Genomic DNA, 23,025 nt, shown 5'->3' with positions numbered 1-23,025 from the left:
TACCTCCTGCTCAAAGCTTCATTAGAGTCGTTACGATCCCTTCCAAATTTTTCGCAGACTGGTCCACATACAGCTGTTTCTTTTCTATAAACGGATACTTTGCTCTTCGTCCCACTAATAAAACACCTCTTGGGATACCATTACAAAATAGAGGCACAGCATACGCTGAAACAAGATTTTCAGCAAGCATGATCGGATATTCCAGCACTTTTCCTTGTATATGATTCGGGAAATCGTCCACGATTATCGATCTTCCGGTTGAGATCACTCTTCCAGCAATTCCTTTTCCGTACCGGACGGCGATTCTTTGATACTTATCATTACGGTTTCCTATAGCATAATGCCATCTTACATCAGGTCCCACTTTATTTTGGAAAGCAAGCCCGACAAAGTCACAGGAGACAAGATGCAACAGTTTATCACACTCTTCAACAACCTGTTGGTTTTTTATCAACTCATCCATAATTGTTCTTTTCCTTTACATCCCATAACCAAGCAGCCCCTTTTTTAAAGCATAAGCCACAAGCTCAGGTCTTGTTTTCATCTGAAGCTTCTCCATCAGATTTCCTTTTATTTCCTTGACAATATGCAATAACCCCCATTTAAAAGCGGAGGTAGAGAAAAGCCCCCGTTTAATGGGAGCTAAACTTATGTTAAGGGAAGGGAAATCTCAATCGAGGTCCCTTCTCCTAGTTTAGATGTTATCAAGCATTTCCCTCCAGCCAAATTCATTCTTTCTTTCATAGCTGCCAGGCCGGAAGATTTATTCAATGCTTTTTCAACGTCAAAGCCTTTCCCTGAATCCCTTATCTCCATTTTTACGCAGTTTTCTTCCCAGGTAAAGGTTATTTTCGCATAGGAAGTATCGGCATACTTGGCAATATTGGCCAACGATTCCTGGCATACGCGAAACAAAGCAATGTTGCTTTGGTTCGGAATCGTTTTTTGATTTCCGATTGCATCAATCTCTACCACGATTCCATATGTTGATGTATATAATTTGGCGTAGCTTTTTACGGCAGGCACCAAGCCGATCGTCGTGAGGGTAGGAGGGTGTAATTCAACGGATAACAACCTGATTTCCCGGATGGTTTTTTCCAGCAATTGCGCCATTTCCCTAATATGGCCTTTCGCAGCGAGCTGCTCAACTCCTGTTTCGATCAATTGCAGCCCGGTAAAAACGCTGTAAAGGGTTTGGCCGACGCCTTCATGAAGTTCCAATGCAATCCGTTTAATCTCCTCTTCTTGGGATTGAATAATATAGGAGCTTATATTATTTGCTGGCAAAGTCTCCATCCCCAACCCTCCTCGCATTTACACTTTTTGCTTTATGATCGGTAATGTCACTGAACATTCCCGCGTACGGGACAACTTCCCCTGCTTCATTTTTAATAGCGCTAATCGTGAGCCATTCAAGATAGTTCTTTCCATCCTTGCGGCGGTTCCATATATCCCCTTGCCAAAAACCTTTCTGTTCAATGGAAGTCCACATGTCGTTATAAAAAGCATTCGCCTGGATACCGGATTTTAGCAAGTTTGGGGTTTTCCCGAGGACTTCTTCACCTTGATATCCTGTAAGTTTCGTAAAAGCCGGGTTGACCGATATAATGTTTCCTTTTTTGTCCGTATCCATGATTCCTTCGACTGTACTATTAATCACCTGGCTGGAGAACCCAAGCTTATCTTGAAAATACATCCAAATGACAAGAATGAGGCTTGCCAGTGCTATCTCGGACAATGCCATGAAACCTATCGCATAATGGCCGGTAAGCTTAAATAATGTCGTTAAAATTAATGGCGGGAAAAAGCCTCCTAGACCGCCCATTGCGGAAACGATTCCGTTCACAACACCAGCCTGCTTATGAAAAAATGTTGGAACCAATTTAAATATAACACCATTTCCTATTCCTGCATAAAAGGCAATCGTTAAACAGCTCCAAATAAAATTGTATACAGCAAGATGATCGACCGATGTTTTCGGGGTAGACTTTCGAAATAGAAGCTTCAGCCTTTTTTTAATGAAAATTTTAGTTGGCGGTCTCTCCCCCCATGCGATAAACCGGTAAAAGAACCCTCCGATAAAGACAATCGTTCCGACCATATAGTCATAAAGGTTCAAATCAATATGAGTAAACATTCTCGTTCCGATGAAAGACAAGACAATGATGGCGCTAACGGTCAAAAACACCGATTTCGCAAAATCAGAAGCAAACGCATCATTTATGGACCGTCCCGTTTTTTGATTCATTGTTACTGTTTCCCGCATCTTAGCTCCTCCTCATAAATAAAAACACTATCTGTCTCTTATTGTAAGAAACCAATAGTGTTTTCCATATCGGGGAATTTCCCCATCCTGCGGGAGGAATTCCCTGATTACGATGCAAATTGGACATAAGTGTGCCTATTACGGTTCATTGATAACCAGTTGTCCCTTGTTCAATGACGGCTACAGGAGTATAAGGGTCCTTTCCACAGGATCGCAGTTGGTTACATATATAAGGAAGATGTTTGATTCCCATGTAAATAGCAAGCGTATCCACACCGTGAGCTAAATAGTCCCATCGTATGTTATCCGGCTTTCCGCTTATACAATGGCCGGTGACGAAGGCAAATGATCGTCCCATTTCGCGATGGGTAACAGGGATTCCAGCATAAGCCGGAGCGGCAATTCCAGACGTAATACCAGGAACAACCTCAAATTCGATTCCATGTCGGACCAGTACCTCAGCCTCTTCGCCGCCGCGCCCAAAAATAAACGGATCCCCTCCTTTTAAGCGAACGACTGTTTTGCCCGCCAACGCTTTTTCTACCATTAGCTGGTGAATGGCATCCTGGGATACACAGTGGTTTCCAGGTGCTTTACCGCAATATATGAAATCGGACTCTGTCTTTCCGTATTGCAGCAGCACCGGGTTGACCAGTCGATCATATAAAATCACATCCGCTTGTGCCAGGCATTTCGTCGCCTTGACCGTAATTAAATCCGGATCGCCGGGACCGGCACCGACAATATAGACTTTTCCCTTTTTTCGCCCCATACTTTGTCTTCTCTCCTTGCTGATGCTTACTCGGTCAGACCAATCCGGTTCTAGCTGGCCTGTCCCAAAAAGCCCGAAAATTCTATAGAATCATGATGAATCTGCAAAGGAATTTTCCGTTAAAATCAACCCGTTAACGCAAAAATTCCTCTGCAGGAGGATATCCAAATGCTCTGCTGTTCGGACCATTTGGATATCCCCTTACTTTCTATTCTTCAATCAGAAGATAAACTTCCTCTCCTTCTATTATTGTTTGATACGTTTTGACACATCCTGTATCCGGTTCTTGTACCTTCCCATCATCCAGGCAAATTTTCCAATCATGCATCGGGCAGAAAACAAACTCGCCGCTCACCATTCCTTCGGTCAGTACTCCACCTTTATGCGGACAGCGGTTTTCAATGGCACGAATGCTTCCGTTTGACAATCTGAATACGGCCACTTCTTTCTCTCCGACTCGAACCGTTTTCCCTAACCGCTCCGGCAGTTCATGAACAGAACCGACCAACACTTTTGTTATACTCCTGTTAACCATGCGATGCCTTCCTCCTTTAAATAAATAATGGTCCTAACGCCATTACGACGTGACAACATTCTCAAACAATTCTTTTTTCGTTTTTTTGTTTTCGATAATCTCTTTCCAAGGATCTTTGTATATGGATAAAGCTTCATCCATGCGAGCATTCAACTCTTTGCGCTTTTCCTTATCGTCCAGTATAGATTGGATATGTGCCAGGCCAACACGCTCCACCCATGCAGATGTACGTTCTAAATAATTGGCCGTTTCGCGATAATATTGCAAGTACGCACCTGTAATCTCCATCACTTCTTCTGCTGTTTTCACTTTGTATAATAAATCTCCACCACGCACATGCGTTCCGCCGTTTCCGCCGATATAAATTTCCCAGCCGCCGTCAATTCCGATAAATCCGATGTCTTTAAATCCGGACTCTGCACAGCTTCTCGGACAAGCGGATACCGCCATTTTCACTTTATGAGGAGTCTGTAATCCTTCAAATTTCTTTTCCAACGCGATACCAAGTCCCATGGAATCTTGAGTTCCGAAACGGCAGAACTGTTCACCCACGCATGTTTTGACCGTACGAAGCGATTTTCCGTAAGCATAGCCAGAAGGCATGTCTAACTCTTCCCATACTTTCGGCAAGTCTTCTTTTTTGACGCCGAATAAGTCAATGCGTTGCCCTCCTGTTACTTTTACTAACGGAATTTCATATTTATCAACAACGTCTGCCATGCGCCGTAAATCATGCGAGTTGGTCACACCGCCGTACATACGCGGCACAACGGAGTAAGTTCCGTCTTTTTGAATATTCGCGTGCATCCGTTCATTGACGAAGCGAGACTCTCTTTCATCCTCGTATTTAGTTGGATTGACCATTCCTAAATAGTAGTTCAGGGCCGGGCGGCATTTGGAACAGCCTTCCTCTGTGCTCCATCCAAGGACATTCATCACTTCTTTTGTATGGGTCAACCCTTTCACTCTAATTTCTTCTACTACTTCATCTCTCGATAATGTCGTGCAACCGCAAATCGCTTCTTTTTGAGCACTGGCATCAAATTCTGCTCCAAGCGTGTGCTGCAATACTTCCGCTACAAGCGGTTTACACCCTCCACAAGAACGGGAAGCGCTTGTGCATGCTTTAATTTCATCAACGGAAGAACAGCCTTGTTGCTGAATCGCATCCACGATGGCGCCTTTTGACACACCATTACATCCGCAAATGATTTCCTCAGCGCCCATGCTGGCAACTAAGCTGCCTCCTGCCTCCTGGTCAAGCGGTTGTAGAATGGATACCTTCGCCGTGTCGGAAATATCTGCTTTCTTTTGAATCATTGAAAACAGGCGGTTTCCATCACTGCTGTCACCGAACAACACGGCCCCGACGATTTGATTGCCGCGTAAAACCACTTTCTTATAGATTCCATCTTGCTCATCAAATACTTTGATTGCCTTTTTGTCGTCTCCCTCTGTAAAATCACCGGCAGAGAATACTTCTACACCGGATACTTTCAACTGAGTCGATACGACCGATCCTTGATAAGGAGCTGTTTCGATGCCACAGATGGCTTTTGCCAATACTTTTCCTTGTTCATACAATGGAGCTACTAATCCGTAAGCAATTCCATTATGTTCGGCACATTCACCCACAGCGTAAATATGAGGAATATCCGTTTGTAAATAGTCATTAACGACAATACCGCGATTCACCGTAAGGCCGCTGTCTTTCGCTAATTGTACATTTGGCCTGATGCCGACAGCCATTACGACTAAATCTGCTTCAAGTTCTGTCCCGTCTTTGAACTTCAAGCCTTCTACACGGTCGCCCCCGATGATCGCTTCGGTTTGTTTTTCCAACAGGAACTTCATTCCCTGGTTTTCCAATTCTTTTTGCAATAGTTTACCGGCGGTTTGATCTAATTGACGTTCCATTAAGTATGGAGAAAGGTGGATGGCAGAGACGTCCATTCCCAAATTTAACAAGCCCCGTGCTGCTTCTAATCCGAGCAATCCGCCCCCGATAACAGCTGCTTTTTTATATTTTTTGGAAGCATCAAGCATAATGTCCGTATCTTTAATATCGCGAAAAGCCGTTACACCTTTTTTATCCCCCCCTGGAATCGGAAGAATAAAGGGAAGAGACCCTGTGGCTAAGATCAATTCGTCATACGGCTCAACCCTTCCTGAGTCGGTTACGACCACTTTCTTCTCGGAATCAACCTTGATGACCGTTTCTCCAGTATATAACTGAATGTTGTTTTCTTTATACCAATCCCAGTCATTTAGCGTGATATCGATTACTTTCGTATCCCCTTGCAACACCTTTGACAGTAAAATTCTATTATAATTCGGATGCGGTTCTCTTCCGAAAATAGTAATCTCAAATTTTTCCTTTGATATGCTTAGTATTTCTTCAATGGCCCTAACACCAGCCATTCCATTTCCCACAAGAACCAGCTTCTTCTTCTCCACCTGACGTTCCTCCTCTTAGAAAACTTCCTTAGTTATATAAGTTTCCTAAACTATATCATAGCTGGCCAAAAACACGACTCTTCATGTTAGGTTTTCTAACATACTTTTGCGGAGCTTTGAAGTTCTTCGAAAAGAGCATCCTTCTGTTTCTGCCCTGCGATGGAAGTTAACCGTTTTCATGAACTAAATAGTCAATTTAAATGAATTTTTTAATTTTTTTATATTGTAATCCTTTATCAAAATTGTTATTATATTGAACATTTAAATTATCTGAATAATATTTTTTTTCAAACAGGAGGGTTTGGTGTGAAAGTAAAATTCGCAATTTTCTTATTAGTTTTATTACCTTTTGTTTCTCAGCTAGTCGCATTGCCTTTTGTAAATCGAATTGATCCAATTATTTTAGGATTGCCTTTTCTTCAATTCTGGCTATTTTTATGGATTATTTTAACCCTTTATGCACATGGGGAATTTACCGGATTCAAAAATCAGAGGGGAGCCTTGCCTTTTTTGCCATTCCGTATTCCGTCCTGGCTTTTCTTATCTCTTACTTTTTCCTTCCAAAGTTATGGAAAGTCGCAAATAATGCATTTAGACATGGATGAAGAGCATCCATGTCTAAATTTTTATGTGAGTTTTTTAAAATTCAACAACAGGGCTCACTTTAACCGCGCTTACTTTGAACCCCGGCATTCTGCATGTAGGGTCCAATTCTTTTGACACGAGGCGATTGACATTTTGGGAGCCATCCCAATGAAAGGGGACAAAAACCGTGTCGTGACGAATCGCTTCCGACCATTTGCTTCTGACAACAATGCTTCCTCGTCTAGATTCGATCTTCACTAACGAATGGTCTGGAATATGGTATTTCAACGCTGTTGTCGGATGAATTTCCATGAATGATTCAAAATTTCTGGCCGCTAATGACGGGCTTTTTCTTGTTTGTACGCCTGTTAAATAATGTGACATGACCCTTCCTGTCGTTAAATAGAGCGGAAACTCTTCACTCGGTTGTTCTTTTGGAACAGTCGGGTTATTTGAAACAACAACCATAGACGCCTTCCCATCAGGATGTGCAAAAGATGTTTCAAATAACCGTTTTGTCCCTTTATGGGCAAGGTCAGGACACGGCCACAATATGCCGCCTTCCTTTCTCAAGCGGTCATACGTAATGCCGTAGTAGTCAGCAATTCCTCCGCGGCTTGCCACCCTTAATTCATTAAAAATCTCTTCTGCAGATGAAAAGGAAAAGTACTCTCCTTTCCCAAGAACGCGTGCAATGTCACAAATAATCTGCCAATCATGTTTTGCTTCTCCCGGGCATGGATAACTCGCTTCCCTTAACGTAACTCGTCCTTCCAGGTTGGTCATCGTCCCCTCATCCTCCAAATAAGATGAAGTGGGTAAAATTAAATCTGCTAATCTCGCAGTTTCTGAGACAAACATATCGACCGCCACAAGAAACTTTAACTTTTTTAATGCCTCTTTGACAAAATTAGCATTGGGGTTGGAAACAACCGGATTGGAGCACATCAAAAGCATGCCCGTAATGTCGCCGTCGTGGATTTTCTCGATCATTTCGTAAGCTGATACACCTTTTCTTGGTAACGCATCTTTGCTGATTCCCCACACGCTCGCAATATATGCCCGGTGTTCTTCATTTTCAATCACCCGATATCCCGGGAGCTGGTCTGCCTTTTGGCCATGCTCTCTTGCCCCCTGGCCATTTCCCTGCCCTGTGATCGCCCCGTAACCAGAATAAGGCTTTCCGATTTTACCTGTAGCAATAAGAATATTCAGGAAATTCCGGACAGCAATCGAGCCGTCGGTTTGTTGCTCTACCCCTCTGGCTGTAAAAATCATTCCCGTTTCCTCCCGACCGAACATTACAGCCGCTTTGCGAATTTGCTCGACTGGAACACCGGTCATTTGTGCGATTTCTTCTAAATTTAAAGAAGAAACATGCTCTTTCACTTCCTCAAAGCCATTCGCTCTTTCCTGAATAAAGGCTTCATCAATATAGTTTTCTTCCACGATGACTTTTAACAACCCATTCGCTAAAGCCGCATCCGTTCCGGGTTTAACTTTTAAGTGTAAATCCGCCATTTTCGTCGTGGCCGTTTCACGGGGATCAATGGCAATAATATAAGCGCCGTTTTCCTTCGCTTTCTCAAAGTACGGCATAATGGTCGGCTGGCATTCAGCGATATTGGTGCCCGCCAAAATGATACAACGTGTGGACGGAATTTCCGACAAGCTGTTGGTAAATCCTCTATCCATCCCGAACGTTTGGCTTGCTGCTGAAGCGGCTGCAGACATACACAAACGGCCATTGTAATCAATATATTTTGTTTTTAAGGCTACTCGTGCAAACTTGCCCAGTAAATATGCTTCTTCATTGGTAATGGACGCACTGCCATAAACGGCTAAGGCATTCAGCCCATCTTCCATCTGAATTTTCGTAAAGTTTTCTTTAATATGGTTCAATGCTTGCTCCCAAGAAATGCGAACAAATTCACCATTCACTTTTAGCAATGGATATTTAATCCGGTCGCTGTGCAATGCATGCTGATGTGCGTTCATGCCTTTAATACATAAACGGCCCTCGGAAGTTGGATTATCCTTTCCAATCGTCATATATTTTTTTCTTGAGACAATTGATTGTTCAATCAATTGCATCTTACATTGCATGCTGCAATATGGGCATTGTGTATCATGAACTTTCTCCGATTGCACTTCCTGTTGCTTCGTACGGAAATATTTTAATAATAACTCAGTCAAGTTACCTCACCCTTTACTCACTTATTTCTTTAATCTGTTTTCACCCTCTACAAACATGTTCGTTTTACTGCATCACGTTTGTGGAGGACGTTCATTATGAGTAACGTTTCTCCCAAAAGCTCTTACGCAAAGACACATCCCCGTCCAAGTGCTCGAGTAATTGCTGGCGGAGTTCTTTATCAAACAACACTTCTCTTACATGTATTAAGCCAACCCGTTCAATCCATTGCCAAGTACGCTCCAAGTAATTGGCCGTCTCACGATAGTATTGGATAAAGCCGACGATGATCTCAATCGCTTCTTCATCCGTAGCAGCCACACATAATAATTCCCCAGCCCGTACATTACGCCCGCTGCTGCCGCCGACATAGATTTCCCATCCTCTGTCAATGCCTATAACTCCTATATCTTTCGTTGTTGATCCTGCGCCATTATGCATACAAGCAGATACTCCCATTTTTACACGATAGGGTGTTATTAGACATTCCGTTCTCTTTTCCAGGTTGACAGCTAACTTAAGAGATTGTTTCTTATCGCATTGACAAACATGTTCGCCGATACAGGTTTTGACGTTTTGAACAGTGTTCCCGTACGCAGAACTTAACCGCATGTTTAAATCAGCCCATACACCTGGAAGATTCTCTGTTTTCACACTCATTAAATGTATTCTTTGTTCACTCGTGACGGCAATATTTGATATATGGTACTTGTTTGCAACATCTGCAATTTTTCGTAATTGCTCCGCATTTGTTACGCCGCCGTACATTTGCGGGATAACAGAGTACGTACCGTCACTTTGCATAACGGCATTCATCTGTTCATTCATGAAAAGAGTTTCTTGTTTGCTCTCATACTCCGGATAAATCATTCCTAAATAATAGTGTAAGGCAGGGCGACATGTTGAACAGCCTTTCCTATTTCCCCAACCAAGCCCATCCATCACTTCCTGTACGGATGTCAAGCTTCGCAGCTGCATCTCATATACTACTTCATCTTCTGTTAATGCTGTACAGGAACACATGGACTTTTGTTCAATGACTTCATCAGACTCATCACTTTGAATATAAGATAAAAGCTCCGCAACTAATGGCTTGCAACCGCCGCAAGAACCTGAAGCTTTTGTACGCTTCTTCACTTGTTCAACGGTCTTTAATCCTTCCTTTTGGACCGCCTTAATAATGGCTCCTTTTGAAACGCCGTTGCAGTTACAAATCATTTCGCCATGTGCCATGGAAGCAATCGAATTACCGCTCCCATTTGATGATTGGAGCAAGATGACTTTTTCTACATCGGATAGGTCCTTTTGCTTAAGAATCATGTCTAGTAATCTTGTGCCATCCCTTGTGTCTCCAAACAACACAACGCCAATCATTTTATTTTCTTGAAAGACGAGCTTTTTATAAACACCATCTAGTTCATTATGGATTGTAATAGTCTTTGTCGTTTCGTCTCCAGTAAATCGGCCGGCTGAAAACACATCAACGCCCGATATTTTCAACTGTGTAGAAAGAACAGACCCTTCGTAACCCTTACAGTCGATGCCGCAAATATGTTTGGCCAATACTTGCCCTTGCTCATAAAGCGGCTTTACCAGCCCGTACACCATTCCCCTATGTTCTGCACATTCTCCAACCGCATAAATATTTGGTGTATTGGTTTCCAAATAGTCATTTACGAGAATCGCACGGTTTATATCAATTCCGCTTTCCTTGGCTAACTGGACATTTGGTCTAACCCCTGCCGCCATAACAACCAAATCGGCTTCTACTTCCGTTCCGTCCTTAAAACGCAAACCTTCTACACGACTGCTTCCGATAATCTCTTGTGTCTCTTTTTCTAAAAGAAAGTTCATACCTTGATTTTCCAGTTCCTTTTGCAGCATTTTGGATGCCGTCGGATCGAGCTGCCTCTCCATTAAATAGCTCGCAATATGAACAACATTCACTTCCATTCCAAGATTGAGCAGCCCTCTCGCCGCTTCTAGACCTAATAATCCGCCGCCAATCACGACCGCTTTTTTATATTGTTTCGATGTTTCAATCATTTTCCGGCAATCTTCAATTGTCCGAAATGCGATAACCCCTTCTTTATCAATACCGGGAAGCGGAAGAAGAAACGGAACGGAACCGGTCGCTAAAATGAGCTTGTCATACGAAACTTCTCGGTTTTTATCCGTTTTTAAAACCTTTTTCTCTTTATCGATGTTTATAACCGTTTCCCCTGTAAACAGTCGGATATGATGTGTATCGTACCAATCGCGGTCATTCATTATAATATCTTCAAATGATGTGCTGCCCTGCAGCACAGTCGACAATAGCATCCGATTATAGTTAACATGCGGTTCGCTTCCAAAAATAGTCATTTCAAAAGTATTCGCGTCATTCTTTAAAATTTCCTCAACGCAGCGCACACCTGCCATTCCGTTCCCGACTAATACTAGTTTTTGTTTATACATTCTAAAACCCCCAGCAAGTTATGAAAGATGGTAGCTAAGATCGTGCATAGCATTTATTGTGTCATAAAATTCACAACAGGTAACTAGCTATGTTATATGTTCTCACATAGAAATTACATAATATCCCTTTTGATGTCCTTATATCCATAAAATTGATTTCCCTAACAAATCTTTTTGTTTTGAAATCCACCTTCGCAATCAAAAAAGAAAGAAGCCAATGGTTTTATGAACCACACAACAAACACCTTGTTTAAAGCTGTATAGATCCCCCTTGGCTCGAGAGCTTCTAACACCCTTCAATCCCTCACAAAAAAACATGTTAGATTTCCTCACAAAAAAAGAGAAAGTAAACTTGTTCAATAGTACACTAACTAACAAGCAGAAATTAACTTCCCGGAAGGAGAAAAATATGATGAAATTATCTGAACTAAAAAAAAGCGGTCATGCCCCGTCATTACTCGCGTCGTTTTTGTACTTCGATGTTAGTTTTATGATCTGGGTCTTATTGGGGGCTCTTGGGGTATATATTACAAAAGATTTCGGCCTTTCACCCGCTCAAAAGGGGTTCATTGTTGCTGTTCCTATTCTCAGCGGTTCATTCTTCCGTCTTATCCTTGGTGTCTTAACTGACCGGATTGGGCCTCGAAAAACAGCAATCGGCGGTATGACAGTCACAATGGTCCCGCTTGCATGGGGATGGTTATTTGGACAGACATTAACAGAACTTTACTTCATCGGGATTCTTCTCGGTGTAGCAGGTGCAAGTTTTGCGGCAGCCATACCGATGGCGAGTCGTTGGTATCCGCCGCATTTACAAGGATTAGCGATGGGGATTGCAGGTGCGGGTAACAGCGGAACCTTGCTTGCTACGTTATTTGGTCCGCGTCTTGCAGAGAATATTGGCTGGCATGGTGTGATGGGACTGGCTCTTATTCCTCTTTTGTTGGTTTTTATCATTTATGTCCTTATTGCGAAAGATGCACCTTCACAGCCTCCAGCAAAACCAATCATTGAATATTTCAATGTATTTAAGCTAAAGGATACATGGTATTTCTGTTTGCTTTATAGTGTAACGTTCGGCGGATTTGTTGGTTTATCAAGTTTTTTAAGCATCTTTTTTGTCGATCAATATGATTTATCAAAAGTAACGGCAGGTGATTTTGTTACACTATGTGTGGCAGCAGGAAGCTTTTTCCGTCCAGTTGGCGGATTCATAGCTGATAAAATCGGCGGCGTTCGCTTACTCACCTTTTTGTTTATCGGGGTAGCACTAAGCATGTTTGGCGTGAGCCAACTTCCATCTTTAACAATTGTCACAACCTTATTATTTATCGGAATGCTTTGCCTTGGCATGGGAAATGGAGCTGTGTTTCAATTAGTTCCACGGCGATTCCAACAAGAAATCGGGATGATTACCGGTATTGTCGGAGCTGCCGGGGGAGTTGGCGGATTTTTTGTACCAAATATACTGGGAACACTTAAGCAAATTACCGGAACATATGCAACAGGCTTTATCGTTTATGCAGTGATCGGAATTGCGGCGCTTTTTGTGTTGATGATTGCACAAATTTCATGGCGGAAAACGTGGTCATCAAAGGAAGCCTCCATTAAAGTCTGACGAATGCTCTACAAAAACGAGTGTTTTCATGTTTCTCCAACATGAAAACACTCGTTTTTGATCTTCAACAAGGGCTTTTTCGAGAGGACCTGTTTTTTAGGATTAACGTTGTTACGGTTAACATTCCCCCCCTCCGTGAACGAAAGGAAGATATTCCGCTGATTACTGATTATTTTTTAAAGCAATTTGCCAAAAAGTACGGGAAGAATTCGCTTTCACTCGCGGAAGGTATCCGATCCTACTTTTTGGAGTACACCTGGCCGGGCAACATAAGGGAGCTGCAAAACGTCCTTGAGCATGCCGTCATTTTCAGTGATTCCCCTGTTATTGAATTAGAAAGCTTACCTACTTAATTGAAAATAAGATGCATCGCTCCACCAATAACCCGCAAATGGGCCTATCATTAATAGATGCCGAGGGGCACTATGTTTTCACTGACGGAGCCAAAACAATTCTACTAAAATCCAGGATGATTGGAGTGCTGGAAATGGTCTGCTTGCACCGTTTTATCGAACAGGTTTTGTCGGTTAGCTTCATTACACCAAAAACATCGGCTCCAACTACTACAAAGTATGAATATAGGGGGCATATAATAGTCAAATACCGTTCCAGTTCTTTCCTTGATGATTAATATAAGTAGTAATAATCGGTAAAGGAAGTGTAAAAATGGCACCTGAATTATATCAATTGGACCACTCTTTATTTGAGTTTAATCCTACGCCTCTTGATCTAGTTATTCCTGTATTAGAAAAGGACTTAGATGTCCTTCCTTATGTTGTTAATTCTGCTCGAAGTAAAATTCTTCATCCAATAGATGAAATATACATTGTATCTCCCAATAATAAATTGATAAGAGAATTTTGTTTACATCACTCCTGTAAATTTATCGATGAAGATACAATCCTTCCTATAACAAAGCATGATATCGATTACACTGTCCCTCCTGGCTGGAAATGGGAAGGTATCACTTATGATGAACCCAAAAATAGGTCTGGTTGGCTTTTTCAGCAATTTATTAAACTAAGCGGAGATCATTTATGTTCAAACAATTATTATTTAGTGCTGGACTCAGATACCGTTTTCTTGCAACCTCATGTTTTTATTTTTGATAATAAAGAAGTTTTGTATTGCCCAGATGTAAAAGGGACTCATCGACCAATATTTAAATTATTAAAATTACTGCTTGGACATAAAGCTGTTGCTCCAGTGTCTTTAATCTCTCATCACATGCTTTTTCATTCACCTAAAGTAAGGTTATTAAAGGAAAAAATAGAGAAGAGGTTCAATAAACCATGGTATCAAGTAATCCTAGATCATATTGATAAGACAGATATTTTTAGTTTCTCTGAATTTGAAACTTATGGGAATTTTTTATTAAAAGATTTTCCTCATTCTATTATCCTGGCTGATGGGAAAAACTCATATATGAAACAGTGGGAAATAGATGATATAGACAAGTTTGACTTGGACGAACTATCAAAAAAATATAAAACAATGTCTTTCCATAGTCATAGTAGAAAAAACTCAAGTATATTATTAGACGAATATCGACCCTATCCGCAATAATCTCTATCTCCGGCGGCATAGAGGTCAGGGGTTCGGTCTCTCTCTATGCTTTATTCTTTAAAAACATTGTCCTATTAATCATTCACAGCATAGTTTCTCAAATGGAAGCGGCCTCTTTCATTTCTTCCAATCATTCCATTACAATATGGTCCATCATCTCTAGATAGGATGGAGAAATGATTATCTATGGATTTTTACGTTCCATGCGGATCCATCCTTCCTTGGACTGCATTGTAAGGACTTAACTAAGATGTGTCCGTAAAACTATACGAACTCCAAGAGCATGATACTAAATCTATCTAAATATAATGGCATGTAGGGAATGATTCCTTCTTTTTCATCCTTGCACATAAAAACAAAATATTCTCCAATTTATTCATTAAACCTTCATTTTGATTCCCTCTTTTCGTTCTCTTTTTTGTCGAGAACGCTTTTAGATCTCTTAAATGAATGGGGTGGCATTTTTATGGATGCAATTAGCATAGAGCCTTATTTGCATGTTCATACTGTAAAAAATCCAGTTTACGCTCCAATTGGTCATAGGCTAAGCTTTATTGCCGATTATACTGGTTTACCACAGGTATGGGAACTTAATGAAGGTGAAGGGCGGCCTGCCCAAACTTCCTTTATAAAGGAAGGAATAACCTTTATTAAATATGTAAACGGCACACCCAATCTGATTATTGGGATGGATGTTGCTGGAAATGAAAAGCAGCAATTGTACTTACTAAAGAAGGATGGTGAACTGATTGCACTGACAAACTCTCCAGAACATATTCATCGGTACGGCGGAAGCTCTCCTGATGGAAAATGGATTGCCTGGTCCAGCAATCGCCGTAATCCAGCCTTTTTTGATATCTACATTCAAAATTTGGAGACATTGGATGTTCGCCTCGTATATTCCCAGGATGGGATATTTTCGGCTGTTAAATGGTCCCCTGGTGGGAAATCACTATTGGTTCAAAGGACCAATTCCCCCCTTGATAATGATTTGGGTGTACTTTATCTTTCAACAGGAGACCTGAACTGGGTAACAGAACATACAGGGGAAGCAAGCTTTAAAGATGCCCATTTTAATAAGGATGGAGATCATATTTATTTATTATCAAATAAAGACCGGGAATTCTTTGGACTCGCTCTTATTCATTTATCTACAAGAAATTTCACAAGGCTGGAGCTGGGAGAGTGGGATTTTGAAGGGCTGGCAATGAATAAGGATAAAAATAAGTTAGCTTTTACGATAAACGAAGGGGGAATTTCCAGGGGGGGATTTTTAGATTTGAATCGAAGTTACCTTTATACGTGGGAAACACCCATGGGAGTAATATCGGACCTCAAATTTTCGCCCGATAATCAAAAACTAGCCTATGTATTGAATGGCCCGGCACATCCGCCTGATATATGGGAGCTTGATCTTAAGACCATTCAAGCAGAACGGCTTACATACTTTTCCCGCTCACCGGTTCTGGAGCATACATTAATTGAGCCGGATCTTATATCCTTTCGATCTTTTGACAACCTTCAAGTTCCCGCCTTTTACTATAAGCCGAAACATACTTCCGGGAAACTTCCTGTTATCGTTTATATTCACGGTGGACCAGAGAGCCAAATTCGTGCTGTTTACCACCCGGTCCTGCAATATTTCCTAAATCTCGGCTATGCGGTGTGTACACCAAATGTTCGAGGCAGTACTGGTTATGGAAAAACGTACACCCATCTTGATGATGTCCGGAAAAGACTGGACCCCGTGAAGGATCTGGTCTATTTAGTTGAATGGCTAAAGGAAAATAGGAATATAGATCCTGAAAAGATAGCGATTATGGGAGGCAGCTACGGGGGGTTTATGGTTCTTGCTGCCATTAGCCACTATCCAAATTATTGGTCTGCCGCCATTGATATCGCTGGATTTTCAAGCTTTAGAACCTTCCTCAAAACAACAAGCCCCTGGCGCAGGAAGCATAGGGAGATTGAATATGGAACAATTGAAAGAGACGGAGAATTTTTTGATAGAGTTGATCCTTTGAATCATGCGAATAGAATCACCTCCCCGCTGATGGTTCTCCATGGAGCGAACGATTCGCGTGTTTCCATTGAAGAATCCGAGCAAATTGTGAATAAATTAAAGGAACGAGATCATCCAATTACGTATATTCGCTTCGAAGATGAAGGCCATTCGTTCGTAAAACTCAAAAATAAAATTAGTGCATATACCGCGGTGTCTGATTTTCTTGAACAAATTATTGGAAAGCAATATAAATATATAAGTCCCACTTAAATTTTTTAACCTCTGTCACCGGGCTTTCTTCTATTCGCGCCTTTCTGTTCTCTCATCTTGAATGAGTTAACAAAGGTTCTCGTATAAGGCTTCGGCAAGGGCCCGTAAGGGAAATGGGCGAAGCCTTATGCGTAAATCATGTAGCAAGGAGGAGAAGTTCCTCTTGACCCGAACAGTATTGATGAAAAAAATCCCGCGTGGGTCACTGCGGAAGAAGAACTGAAAAATACGGCTAAACTCAGCAAGGATGATGCAACAGGATTTGATGCGATTTTCCTTCCGGGAGGCCATGGGACGATGTTTGATTTTCCGGATAATGAAATATTACTGCACGTATTGCAGCAGTTTGCTGAAGATGGCAAGGTAATTGGCGCGGTTTGTCATGGACCGGCCGGGCTCGTCAATGTTACTTACAAAGATGGAACCCCGCTCGTGAAAGGCAAAAAAGTAACAGCTTTTACAGATGAAGAAGAAAGCGAAATGAAATTGGACGAGCATATGCCGTTTTTGCTTGAATCAACACTGCGTTTAAGAGGAGCGGATTTCGTTTCCGGAGAGAAATGGGCAGACTTTTCGGTACGTGATGGAAACTTAGTAACCGGACAAAACCCTCAGTCCAGCAAAAGCACGGCAGAAAAGCTGATCGATGCGATTGAACATCCTGCCTAAAACTCCAAGCTAAACGGGCTTTAATGTATACAAGAATGTGGACAAAGCTTTTAACAGCTTGTACGATATTTTTCACTTTTTCACAGCGTTCAAAGGATAATCATGATGTATTTTTTATATTTACTCACCATAGGAGAAGATTGTGTGCCATTATGTTTGCACTTATTGAGTCAGTCCCATGAAAACTCCCATCATTTTTATAAATGCCACGGGAGTTTTCCGTTGTCAATAAAGTTAGCTGTCGGGTTAGGGATGCAGAGTTCTCTTCTTAATTTATAGAAGATTCATCTCAAATAAACAAACAGTTTATTATAAATCGTTCCCTCAATTCATCAAAACATTCAGCAAGATGGCACCTATACACTTTTTTGTTTTAAACATTCATTTCCGAGACAATATTTTTCATTTTGCAATTCATTAGATCATGTTCTGTTTCCTGAAAACAGCAGCCTCTCCTGCTTTTTAACTTTCATAGTAATTCCCTTTCCGCTAACACCAATATATTCATGAAAGGAAAAGATAGATAACGAAGAACCTTTACCACAGGTTTCCCAGCTCTTCGAAATCAACTCAATATTCTTAGAGAGCTTTATTTTTAAATATCTTTCGTACAACAAGAGCAATCTAAGATTATAGAAGAGAAATGAAAGGAGCAGTAAAAATGGAAGCCAGTACAACACGTTATGCAGCCCAAAAACTAGGCATAACATTAGAACATGCATAAAAAGCATTCAAACGGAAGAGGCTGTCCCATAAGTCTCCAATCAATGACAAAAGTTGATTGTTACTGAAAGGACCCGTCACGGAATCCTCTGATTTTGCTGGATTTTCATGACGGGGCCTTTCGGGAGGATGACTCAAAAGGGATGTCTTTTTATCCCTTTTGAGTCATCCTCTTTAAGTTAAATAAGGTTATCCATCAACACGACTTAATCATCATTACATTACTTGCCATTTTTCTGTTTAATCATTAGTTAAAATGTTGTTCTATGTGTTCAATATGAGTATAGCATCGTTAAATTTTGACATCCTATAGTTAATCACCCCCTATGGTTCGTAAGGAAGGATAAGGATGATCCGAACTTTAGCTATTACAAAAGAATTAAAACGATTACATAATGTGCCTCTTGAACAATTATCCGATTCAAACATTGACTGGTATTGGGTCGATTTTGATGCTCCCACTGAACAGGAAGCCACGATGTTGGAACAGTATTTTCATTTTCATCCCCTGGCTATTGAAGACTGCTTTCATTTCTTACAGCGTTCTAAGCTTGATTACTATGAAGGATATAGTTTTTTTGTTCTTCATGCTTTGAATCAGAAAACGTTAGATTCTGAGGAACTCGATTTGTTTGTAGGAGAAAATTATATTGTTACATTTCATTTTAAGCACTTAAAAGGTGTTGAAACCGTTTGGCAACAGTTAATCTCTAATGAACCTCTGTGGGACAAGGGACCCAAACATGTTGCTTATATGCTAATAGATACGTTAGTGGATGAATACTTCCCTAGTTTGTATCAAATTGAAGATGGGCTGAACCAAATTGCAAGTAATGAACATCATCAATCCATTAGAACATTAATAGGCGAAGTGTTTACTATTCGAGGAGAATTACTGAAATTGAGGCGGACTATTATCCCCATGCGTGATTTACTTTATCGGATATTAAATTCGGAACGTTTAAACATTGTCAAAGATCAAAAATCTTATTTTACAGATGTATACGATCATCTGCTTAAACTCACCGAAATCGTGGAATCTAATCGAGATATGACATCAGATATGCGGGACAATTATCTCTCCCTTAACTCTAATCGTATGAATGCTATTATGACGACTTTAACCATTATTTCATCCATTTTTATTCCATTGACCTTTATTTCGGGAGTATATGGCATGAACTTTGAACATATGCCGGAACTTCAATGGAGATATGGCTATTTCGTAATATTAGGGTTGATGGCTGCGGTTGCTATAGGCATGCTTCGGTGGTTTAAGCGTAAAGGCTGGTTTAATATTTACAAATAGTAAAGGAATCACCTATTAGTCAGAAAAGGGCAGGTTCACCAACAGGTGAAGTCTGCCCGAACTCAAAGAACTCATCTCTAACCTGCTTGGGTGAGCTCATTAATTATTTAACAATCGCTCTTAATGGAACTTCATTCAATTTTACTTTCATGATGATTAGAACCCCTTTTATTTTCTGCTGTCTGCAACAATATGGATATCAATATTTGAGGTTTCTCTCATAATGGCATTTACAATCGAGCCTCTACGTATCTCTTCCCATCTTGTTCGTGCCGATTGCCCTAATAAAATCTGAGTAATATAATACTTTTTTGCCATTTCAATGATGACCTTTGCTGGTTTCCTATTGTGTTGTCTTTCCAGTAATTACATGACCGCTCTTGCAGGAACGAATTAATCATGATTTCTCAGAATTTGATTAACCATCGTTTTCATGGATAAAATCACCGTTTTCCTGTATCGCACCCCTAGAAGCAGCACTTTTATTTGTTGGGATCGGGATAAATTGCTAAAACGGGGCTCTTGCTTTAAAAAGGAACGAACGATGGACCAGCTTGTCGGCATCATTGGAAAATCATCCAGAGGCTGCTTGTTGCGTAAACGCTGAATCCACGATTTAATTCCGGAGGAAGTGCTGTCATCGACAATACAAGGTGCGTATATATTTTTTGTATGTTTTCGAAGGTACTCGAATCGCTCGAGTCCGCTCACGATGGTAAAGCTGCCGTCTTTCCTATTTTTTTTGACAACCAAAATATACATGCAGTCCCACAGCAAACTTTGAAGTTTCTTAATATGCTCCGTCATTTTCGACGGTAAATCAGGTTTGATCTTGCTCAGTGGTATATACTGTACCGTGAATTTCATAGACATCCTCTCCCTGTTTAATTGGATGTGTTAATCTCCCTTATATTTGGCAGGAGCTTCGGATTTCGCGGCAGGGTGGCGTGGTACAGATGAATGATCATTTCCGGGCGCTTCTCTAAGGTGGTATCAATAATCGTTGTCGAGTATCTATAGGCAAATGATTTTTTCTTAGCTCAAATCCCCTTTTGGCATTATATGAATGAAATGGGCTAATGGTACATATCGAAGTAGTGATGATAAGATCATGGCATTTACCATGTATTTACATTACTTTACTGCAGCACCGGTTCTTTGCTGGATTTTTTCACACGATTTGTTATCGTATCCTCTTTTGGTGAAGTCCGCCGAATGAAGAACGACAACATAAACGCGCCTACCGTTAACCATGTAGCTACCATGAACGCATCATTGATCCCCATTACAGCTCCTTGATTTACCGCCATTGGCATATGTGTCTTATCTGTTGGAAGAATATGATGTTGCATCAAGATTTCTTTTACGTGCTTCGCTCCCCTATTTGTCATGATTGATACAAAAAATGCCATCCCAACAGCACCTGCGATCATTCTTAATGTGTTTACCATGGCTGTTCCATACTTGTTTAAACTAAGTGCCAATTCGTTTAACCCTGCAGTAAAGATTGGCATCATCACTAATGACATTCCAAACATCCGTGGGTTCTCCAATCCTTTATCTTTCAGAATATGAAAAAGGCGCTCCACCTTGTTGCGCTGATCAAAAAGCAGGTCTCCTAATGCTGTTTCTAGAAAAGCTGGCATCACACGGGCGTACACGTCTTTTCTCGCCTCGTTCCGTTTGTTAATGGGCGTAATCATGTAGGAGCCTAATCGTCCTGCAGCTTTGCGCACATCTTTACTGTCATAGGCTGCATCTCCGAGAACAAACGCGATATCCAAATCTAGCTCCTTCTACGCCAATAACACGGTCGGGGCAATGATGCTGTCGTATCGGTTGGCAGAGACGAATGCATAAGACAAGACCACTCCCTCTGTGCTCATACAAAGGTGAAGTTTATACCCTTTATACCAAGAAAAACGCGTAGATTTTCCTTTAGCGATGAGTTTTGTGACACGCTGAATGTAATTTTGTAAATCTCCCTGTTGATCTACTGCCTCTACTACTATTACCATTGTTTTTTTCTCCCTCACAGAAATTTTCCAGTCATTAGTATATTTAGTAGTTCAATATTTGATAAACATTATGAACAAGAGGAGACAAAATAAAAATAGTTTCTGCAAAAGATATCATAACGTTACAAAATATGATTACTTATGACATAAGTCTGCATATTTAATTTAGATAAAATTATGATAGCAAAAGCATCTATTCTTGGCTTTAAGCAGTTCTGGAAAGATAAAGAGGTACATCAACTACTAGAAAAATGCTCGCATATTAAAAATAACCACATTGGAAATTTTCGTCTTTACTAACGAAAGATAACCTCCATTCCCCTCGTTTGTTAGATTCAGAAATAACAAATCCGGTAAGGAAAAGCAACACACTCAATGAAACGGCTAAACCAATCTTAAAAAAATCCTCCTGGATAGAAAAATAAAATTGCAAAAAAATAAATTTACTCTACCTTTTTTATAGGCCATTTCTAAACATATGAAGAAACATTGCAAAAATCGACATATATAATAGAAGAAACACATCAAAAAAAGGGGAATACATTATCTGCTTTATTAGTTTCTCAGATTTAGAAACCTAGCGAATGGCAGAACCTCCCGAATAGTGGATTTTTTCCCTATCCAATATTCGGGGGTGAGTTCACTGCCAGAGCACGGTTTTTATTTTATTCCATTCCAGTGTTTTGCGAATTTTTTAATGCATCTTCTAACTCTTTATCTTTGATGTTAATGTCAGCTTCTTTTTGAAGCTTGGAAATCACTTCGTTAATTGGCTTGGCTTTTTTAAATTTCAGTTCTTTTTCAATTCCATCTTTCTTGTCTTCGAACTTGTTTGTTTTCTTATCTGTTACTTTAATAATGTGATAACCGTATTGTGTTTTCACAGGGTCACTGACTTTATTGACTTCAAGTGAAAATACAACGTTATCGAATTCAGGAACCATGTTCCCTTTTATAAAGTACCCAAGGTCGCCGCCTTTGACTTTCGAACCAGGGTCGATTGAATATTCTTTAGCGAGTTTAGTAAAGTCCTCACCCTTATCAAGCCTTGACTTCACTTCTTTCGCCGTTTTTTCGTCCTTAACAAGAATGTGACTCGCTTTAATTTCTACTTTATACTTATCCTCGAATTCTTTTTTCACGTCTTCTTCGGAAACTTTAACTCCGTCTGTTGCAGCTTTTTCAGCCAACAGCTCTTGTTTAACAAGCTTTTTAAATACTTTTTCATCTTTAATTCCTTTTTGCTCAAGAGCCTGCTTTAAGCCATCTTTACCACCGAACTGCTTCTCATAATCCTTGATTTTCGCATCAATCTCTTTATCCGTCACTTTATATTCTTTTTCAAGAAGCATCGTATCAACCATTTGTTTTAAAACTTTGTCACCAGCCTGAGTTTTTAATTCGTTGTAAAACTCTTCCTTGGTAATTTCACCTGCTTTGGATTGAACAATTCTATCTGAATTGGCACCCGAACCCGAATTACAAGCAGAAAGAGAAAGAACTCCAGCTGCCATTCCAAGGGAAACTAACCATTTTTTCATTCAAAAACACTCCCACTGTATTCAATAATTTTTGACAATG

General features: G+C 40.6%; 16 protein-coding genes and 6 pseudogenes. 8 read left to right on the top strand and 14 right to left on the bottom strand.

Annotation, left to right across the window (positions count from 1 at the left end; genetic code table 11):
- Positions 1-10: 10 nt before the first annotated feature.
- The 7 genes and pseudogenes from ACFOU2_RS08180 to nirB (ACFOU2_RS08150) all read right to left on the bottom strand — a co-directional run bounded on the left by ACFOU2_RS08180 (position 11) and on the right by nirB (ACFOU2_RS08150) (position 6,030).
- The gene (locus ACFOU2_RS08180) at positions 11-463 is read right to left on the bottom strand and encodes a GAF domain-containing protein (RefSeq protein ID WP_377914033.1); all 453 of its coding nucleotides are present in this window, start codon (positions 461-463) and stop codon (positions 11-13) included.
- Positions 464-478: 15 nt separating this feature from the next.
- Positions 479-583 (bottom strand): annotated as a pseudogene (locus tag ACFOU2_RS08175) (DNA-binding response regulator); the annotation flags it as partial.
- Between the two features lie 65 nt (positions 584-648).
- Positions 649-1,296: a sensor histidine kinase gene (locus ACFOU2_RS08170; protein ID WP_377914031.1), complete on the bottom strand. Its 648-nt coding sequence runs from the start codon at positions 1,294-1,296 to the stop codon at positions 649-651.
- Positions 1,274-2,266 (bottom strand): PAS domain S-box protein, encoded by a 993-nt coding sequence (locus ACFOU2_RS08165; RefSeq protein WP_377914029.1) that lies wholly within the window; start codon positions 2,264-2,266, stop codon positions 1,274-1,276. Before ACFOU2_RS08165 ends, ACFOU2_RS08170 begins: the two co-directional genes overlap by 23 nt.
- Positions 2,267-2,414: 148 nt before the next feature.
- Positions 2,415-3,038, bottom strand: a pseudogene (cobA, locus tag ACFOU2_RS08160) (uroporphyrinogen-III C-methyltransferase); the annotation flags it as partial.
- A gap of 208 nt (positions 3,039-3,246) precedes the next feature.
- Positions 3,247-3,573, bottom strand: a complete 327-nt coding sequence (gene nirD, locus ACFOU2_RS08155; RefSeq protein WP_377914027.1) for a nitrite reductase small subunit NirD — start codon at positions 3,571-3,573, stop codon at positions 3,247-3,249.
- A 42-nt stretch (positions 3,574-3,615) separates the two neighbouring features.
- On the bottom strand, positions 3,616-6,030 hold the full coding sequence (nirB, locus tag ACFOU2_RS08150) for a nitrite reductase large subunit NirB (RefSeq protein WP_377914025.1): 2,415 nt from the start codon (positions 6,028-6,030) through the stop codon (positions 3,616-3,618).
- 306 nt (positions 6,031-6,336) lie between these two features.
- Between nirB (ACFOU2_RS08150) and ACFOU2_RS08145 the strand changes: the two are divergent.
- Positions 6,337-6,426: pseudogene (locus tag ACFOU2_RS08145) on the top strand (DUF3311 domain-containing protein); the annotation flags it as partial.
- 98 nt (positions 6,427-6,524) lie between these two features.
- Positions 6,525-6,611: pseudogene (locus ACFOU2_RS08140) on the top strand (hypothetical protein); the annotation flags it as partial.
- A gap of 58 nt (positions 6,612-6,669) precedes the next feature.
- On the opposite strand, the gene nasC reads toward ACFOU2_RS08140, so the two are convergent.
- Both nasC and nirB (ACFOU2_RS08130) read right to left on the bottom strand, forming a co-directional pair.
- Positions 6,670-8,811 (bottom strand): assimilatory nitrate reductase catalytic subunit NasC, encoded by a 2,142-nt coding sequence (gene nasC, locus ACFOU2_RS08135; protein WP_377914023.1) that lies wholly within the window; start codon positions 8,809-8,811, stop codon positions 6,670-6,672.
- A 94-nt stretch (positions 8,812-8,905) separates the two neighbouring features.
- Entirely contained in the window at positions 8,906-11,266 is a 2,361-nt protein-coding gene (nirB, locus tag ACFOU2_RS08130; RefSeq protein ID WP_377914021.1) for a nitrite reductase large subunit NirB, read from the bottom strand.
- A 412-nt stretch (positions 11,267-11,678) separates the two neighbouring features.
- Between nirB (ACFOU2_RS08130) and ACFOU2_RS08125 the strand changes: the two genes are divergently transcribed.
- The 6 genes and pseudogenes from ACFOU2_RS08125 to corA all read left to right on the top strand — a co-directional run bounded on the left by ACFOU2_RS08125 (position 11,679) and on the right by corA (position 19,426).
- Entirely contained in the window at positions 11,679-12,884 is a 1,206-nt protein-coding gene (locus tag ACFOU2_RS08125; protein WP_377914278.1) for a nitrate/nitrite transporter, read from the top strand.
- Between the two features lie 41 nt (positions 12,885-12,925).
- Positions 12,926-13,237 (top strand): hypothetical protein, encoded by a 312-nt coding sequence (locus ACFOU2_RS08120; RefSeq protein ID WP_377914019.1) that lies wholly within the window; start codon positions 12,926-12,928, stop codon positions 13,235-13,237.
- A gap of 313 nt (positions 13,238-13,550) precedes the next feature.
- On the top strand, positions 13,551-14,450 hold the full coding sequence (locus ACFOU2_RS08115; protein ID WP_377914017.1) for a DUF6492 family protein: 900 nt from the start codon (positions 13,551-13,553) through the stop codon (positions 14,448-14,450).
- 466 nt (positions 14,451-14,916) lie between these two features.
- Positions 14,917-16,725, top strand: coding sequence for a S9 family peptidase (locus ACFOU2_RS08110; protein ID WP_377914015.1), 1,809 nt, complete (start codon positions 14,917-14,919; stop codon positions 16,723-16,725).
- 144 nt (positions 16,726-16,869) lie between these two features.
- Positions 16,870-17,394: pseudogene (locus ACFOU2_RS08105) on the top strand (type 1 glutamine amidotransferase domain-containing protein); the annotation flags it as partial.
- Between the two features lie 1,072 nt (positions 17,395-18,466).
- Positions 18,467-19,426, top strand: coding sequence for a magnesium/cobalt transporter CorA (corA, locus tag ACFOU2_RS08100; protein WP_377914013.1), 960 nt, complete (start codon positions 18,467-18,469; stop codon positions 19,424-19,426).
- Positions 19,427-19,594: 168 nt separating this feature from the next.
- On the opposite strand, the pseudogene ACFOU2_RS08095 reads toward corA, so the two are convergent.
- The 5 genes and pseudogenes from ACFOU2_RS08095 to ACFOU2_RS08075 form a co-directional block, all read right to left on the bottom strand.
- Positions 19,595-19,792: pseudogene (locus tag ACFOU2_RS08095) on the bottom strand (sensor histidine kinase KdpD); the annotation flags it as partial.
- 27 nt (positions 19,793-19,819) lie between these two features.
- Positions 19,820-20,293, bottom strand: coding sequence for a hypothetical protein (locus ACFOU2_RS08090; protein WP_377914011.1), 474 nt, complete (start codon positions 20,291-20,293; stop codon positions 19,820-19,822).
- Positions 20,294-20,565: 272 nt separating this feature from the next.
- The gene (locus tag ACFOU2_RS08085) at positions 20,566-21,210 is read right to left on the bottom strand and encodes a hypothetical protein (RefSeq protein ID WP_377914009.1); all 645 of its coding nucleotides are present in this window, start codon (positions 21,208-21,210) and stop codon (positions 20,566-20,568) included.
- 12 nt (positions 21,211-21,222) lie between these two features.
- A complete protein-coding gene (locus ACFOU2_RS08080) occupies positions 21,223-21,444 on the bottom strand; it encodes a transposase (RefSeq protein ID WP_377914007.1) in 222 nt (73 codons plus the stop codon).
- Positions 21,445-22,109: 665 nt separating this feature from the next.
- Positions 22,110-22,985 (bottom strand): peptidylprolyl isomerase, encoded by an 876-nt coding sequence (locus ACFOU2_RS08075; RefSeq protein ID WP_377914005.1) that lies wholly within the window; start codon positions 22,983-22,985, stop codon positions 22,110-22,112.
- Positions 22,986-23,025: the final 40 nt, after the last annotated feature.

Origin of the sequence: Bacillus songklensis (assembly GCF_042649685.1) — a bacterium.
GTDB lineage: Bacteria > Bacillota > Bacilli > Bacillales > Bacillaceae_H > Bacillus_BA > Bacillus_BA songklensis.
This window is presented reverse-complemented; position numbering and strand designations above follow the sequence as displayed.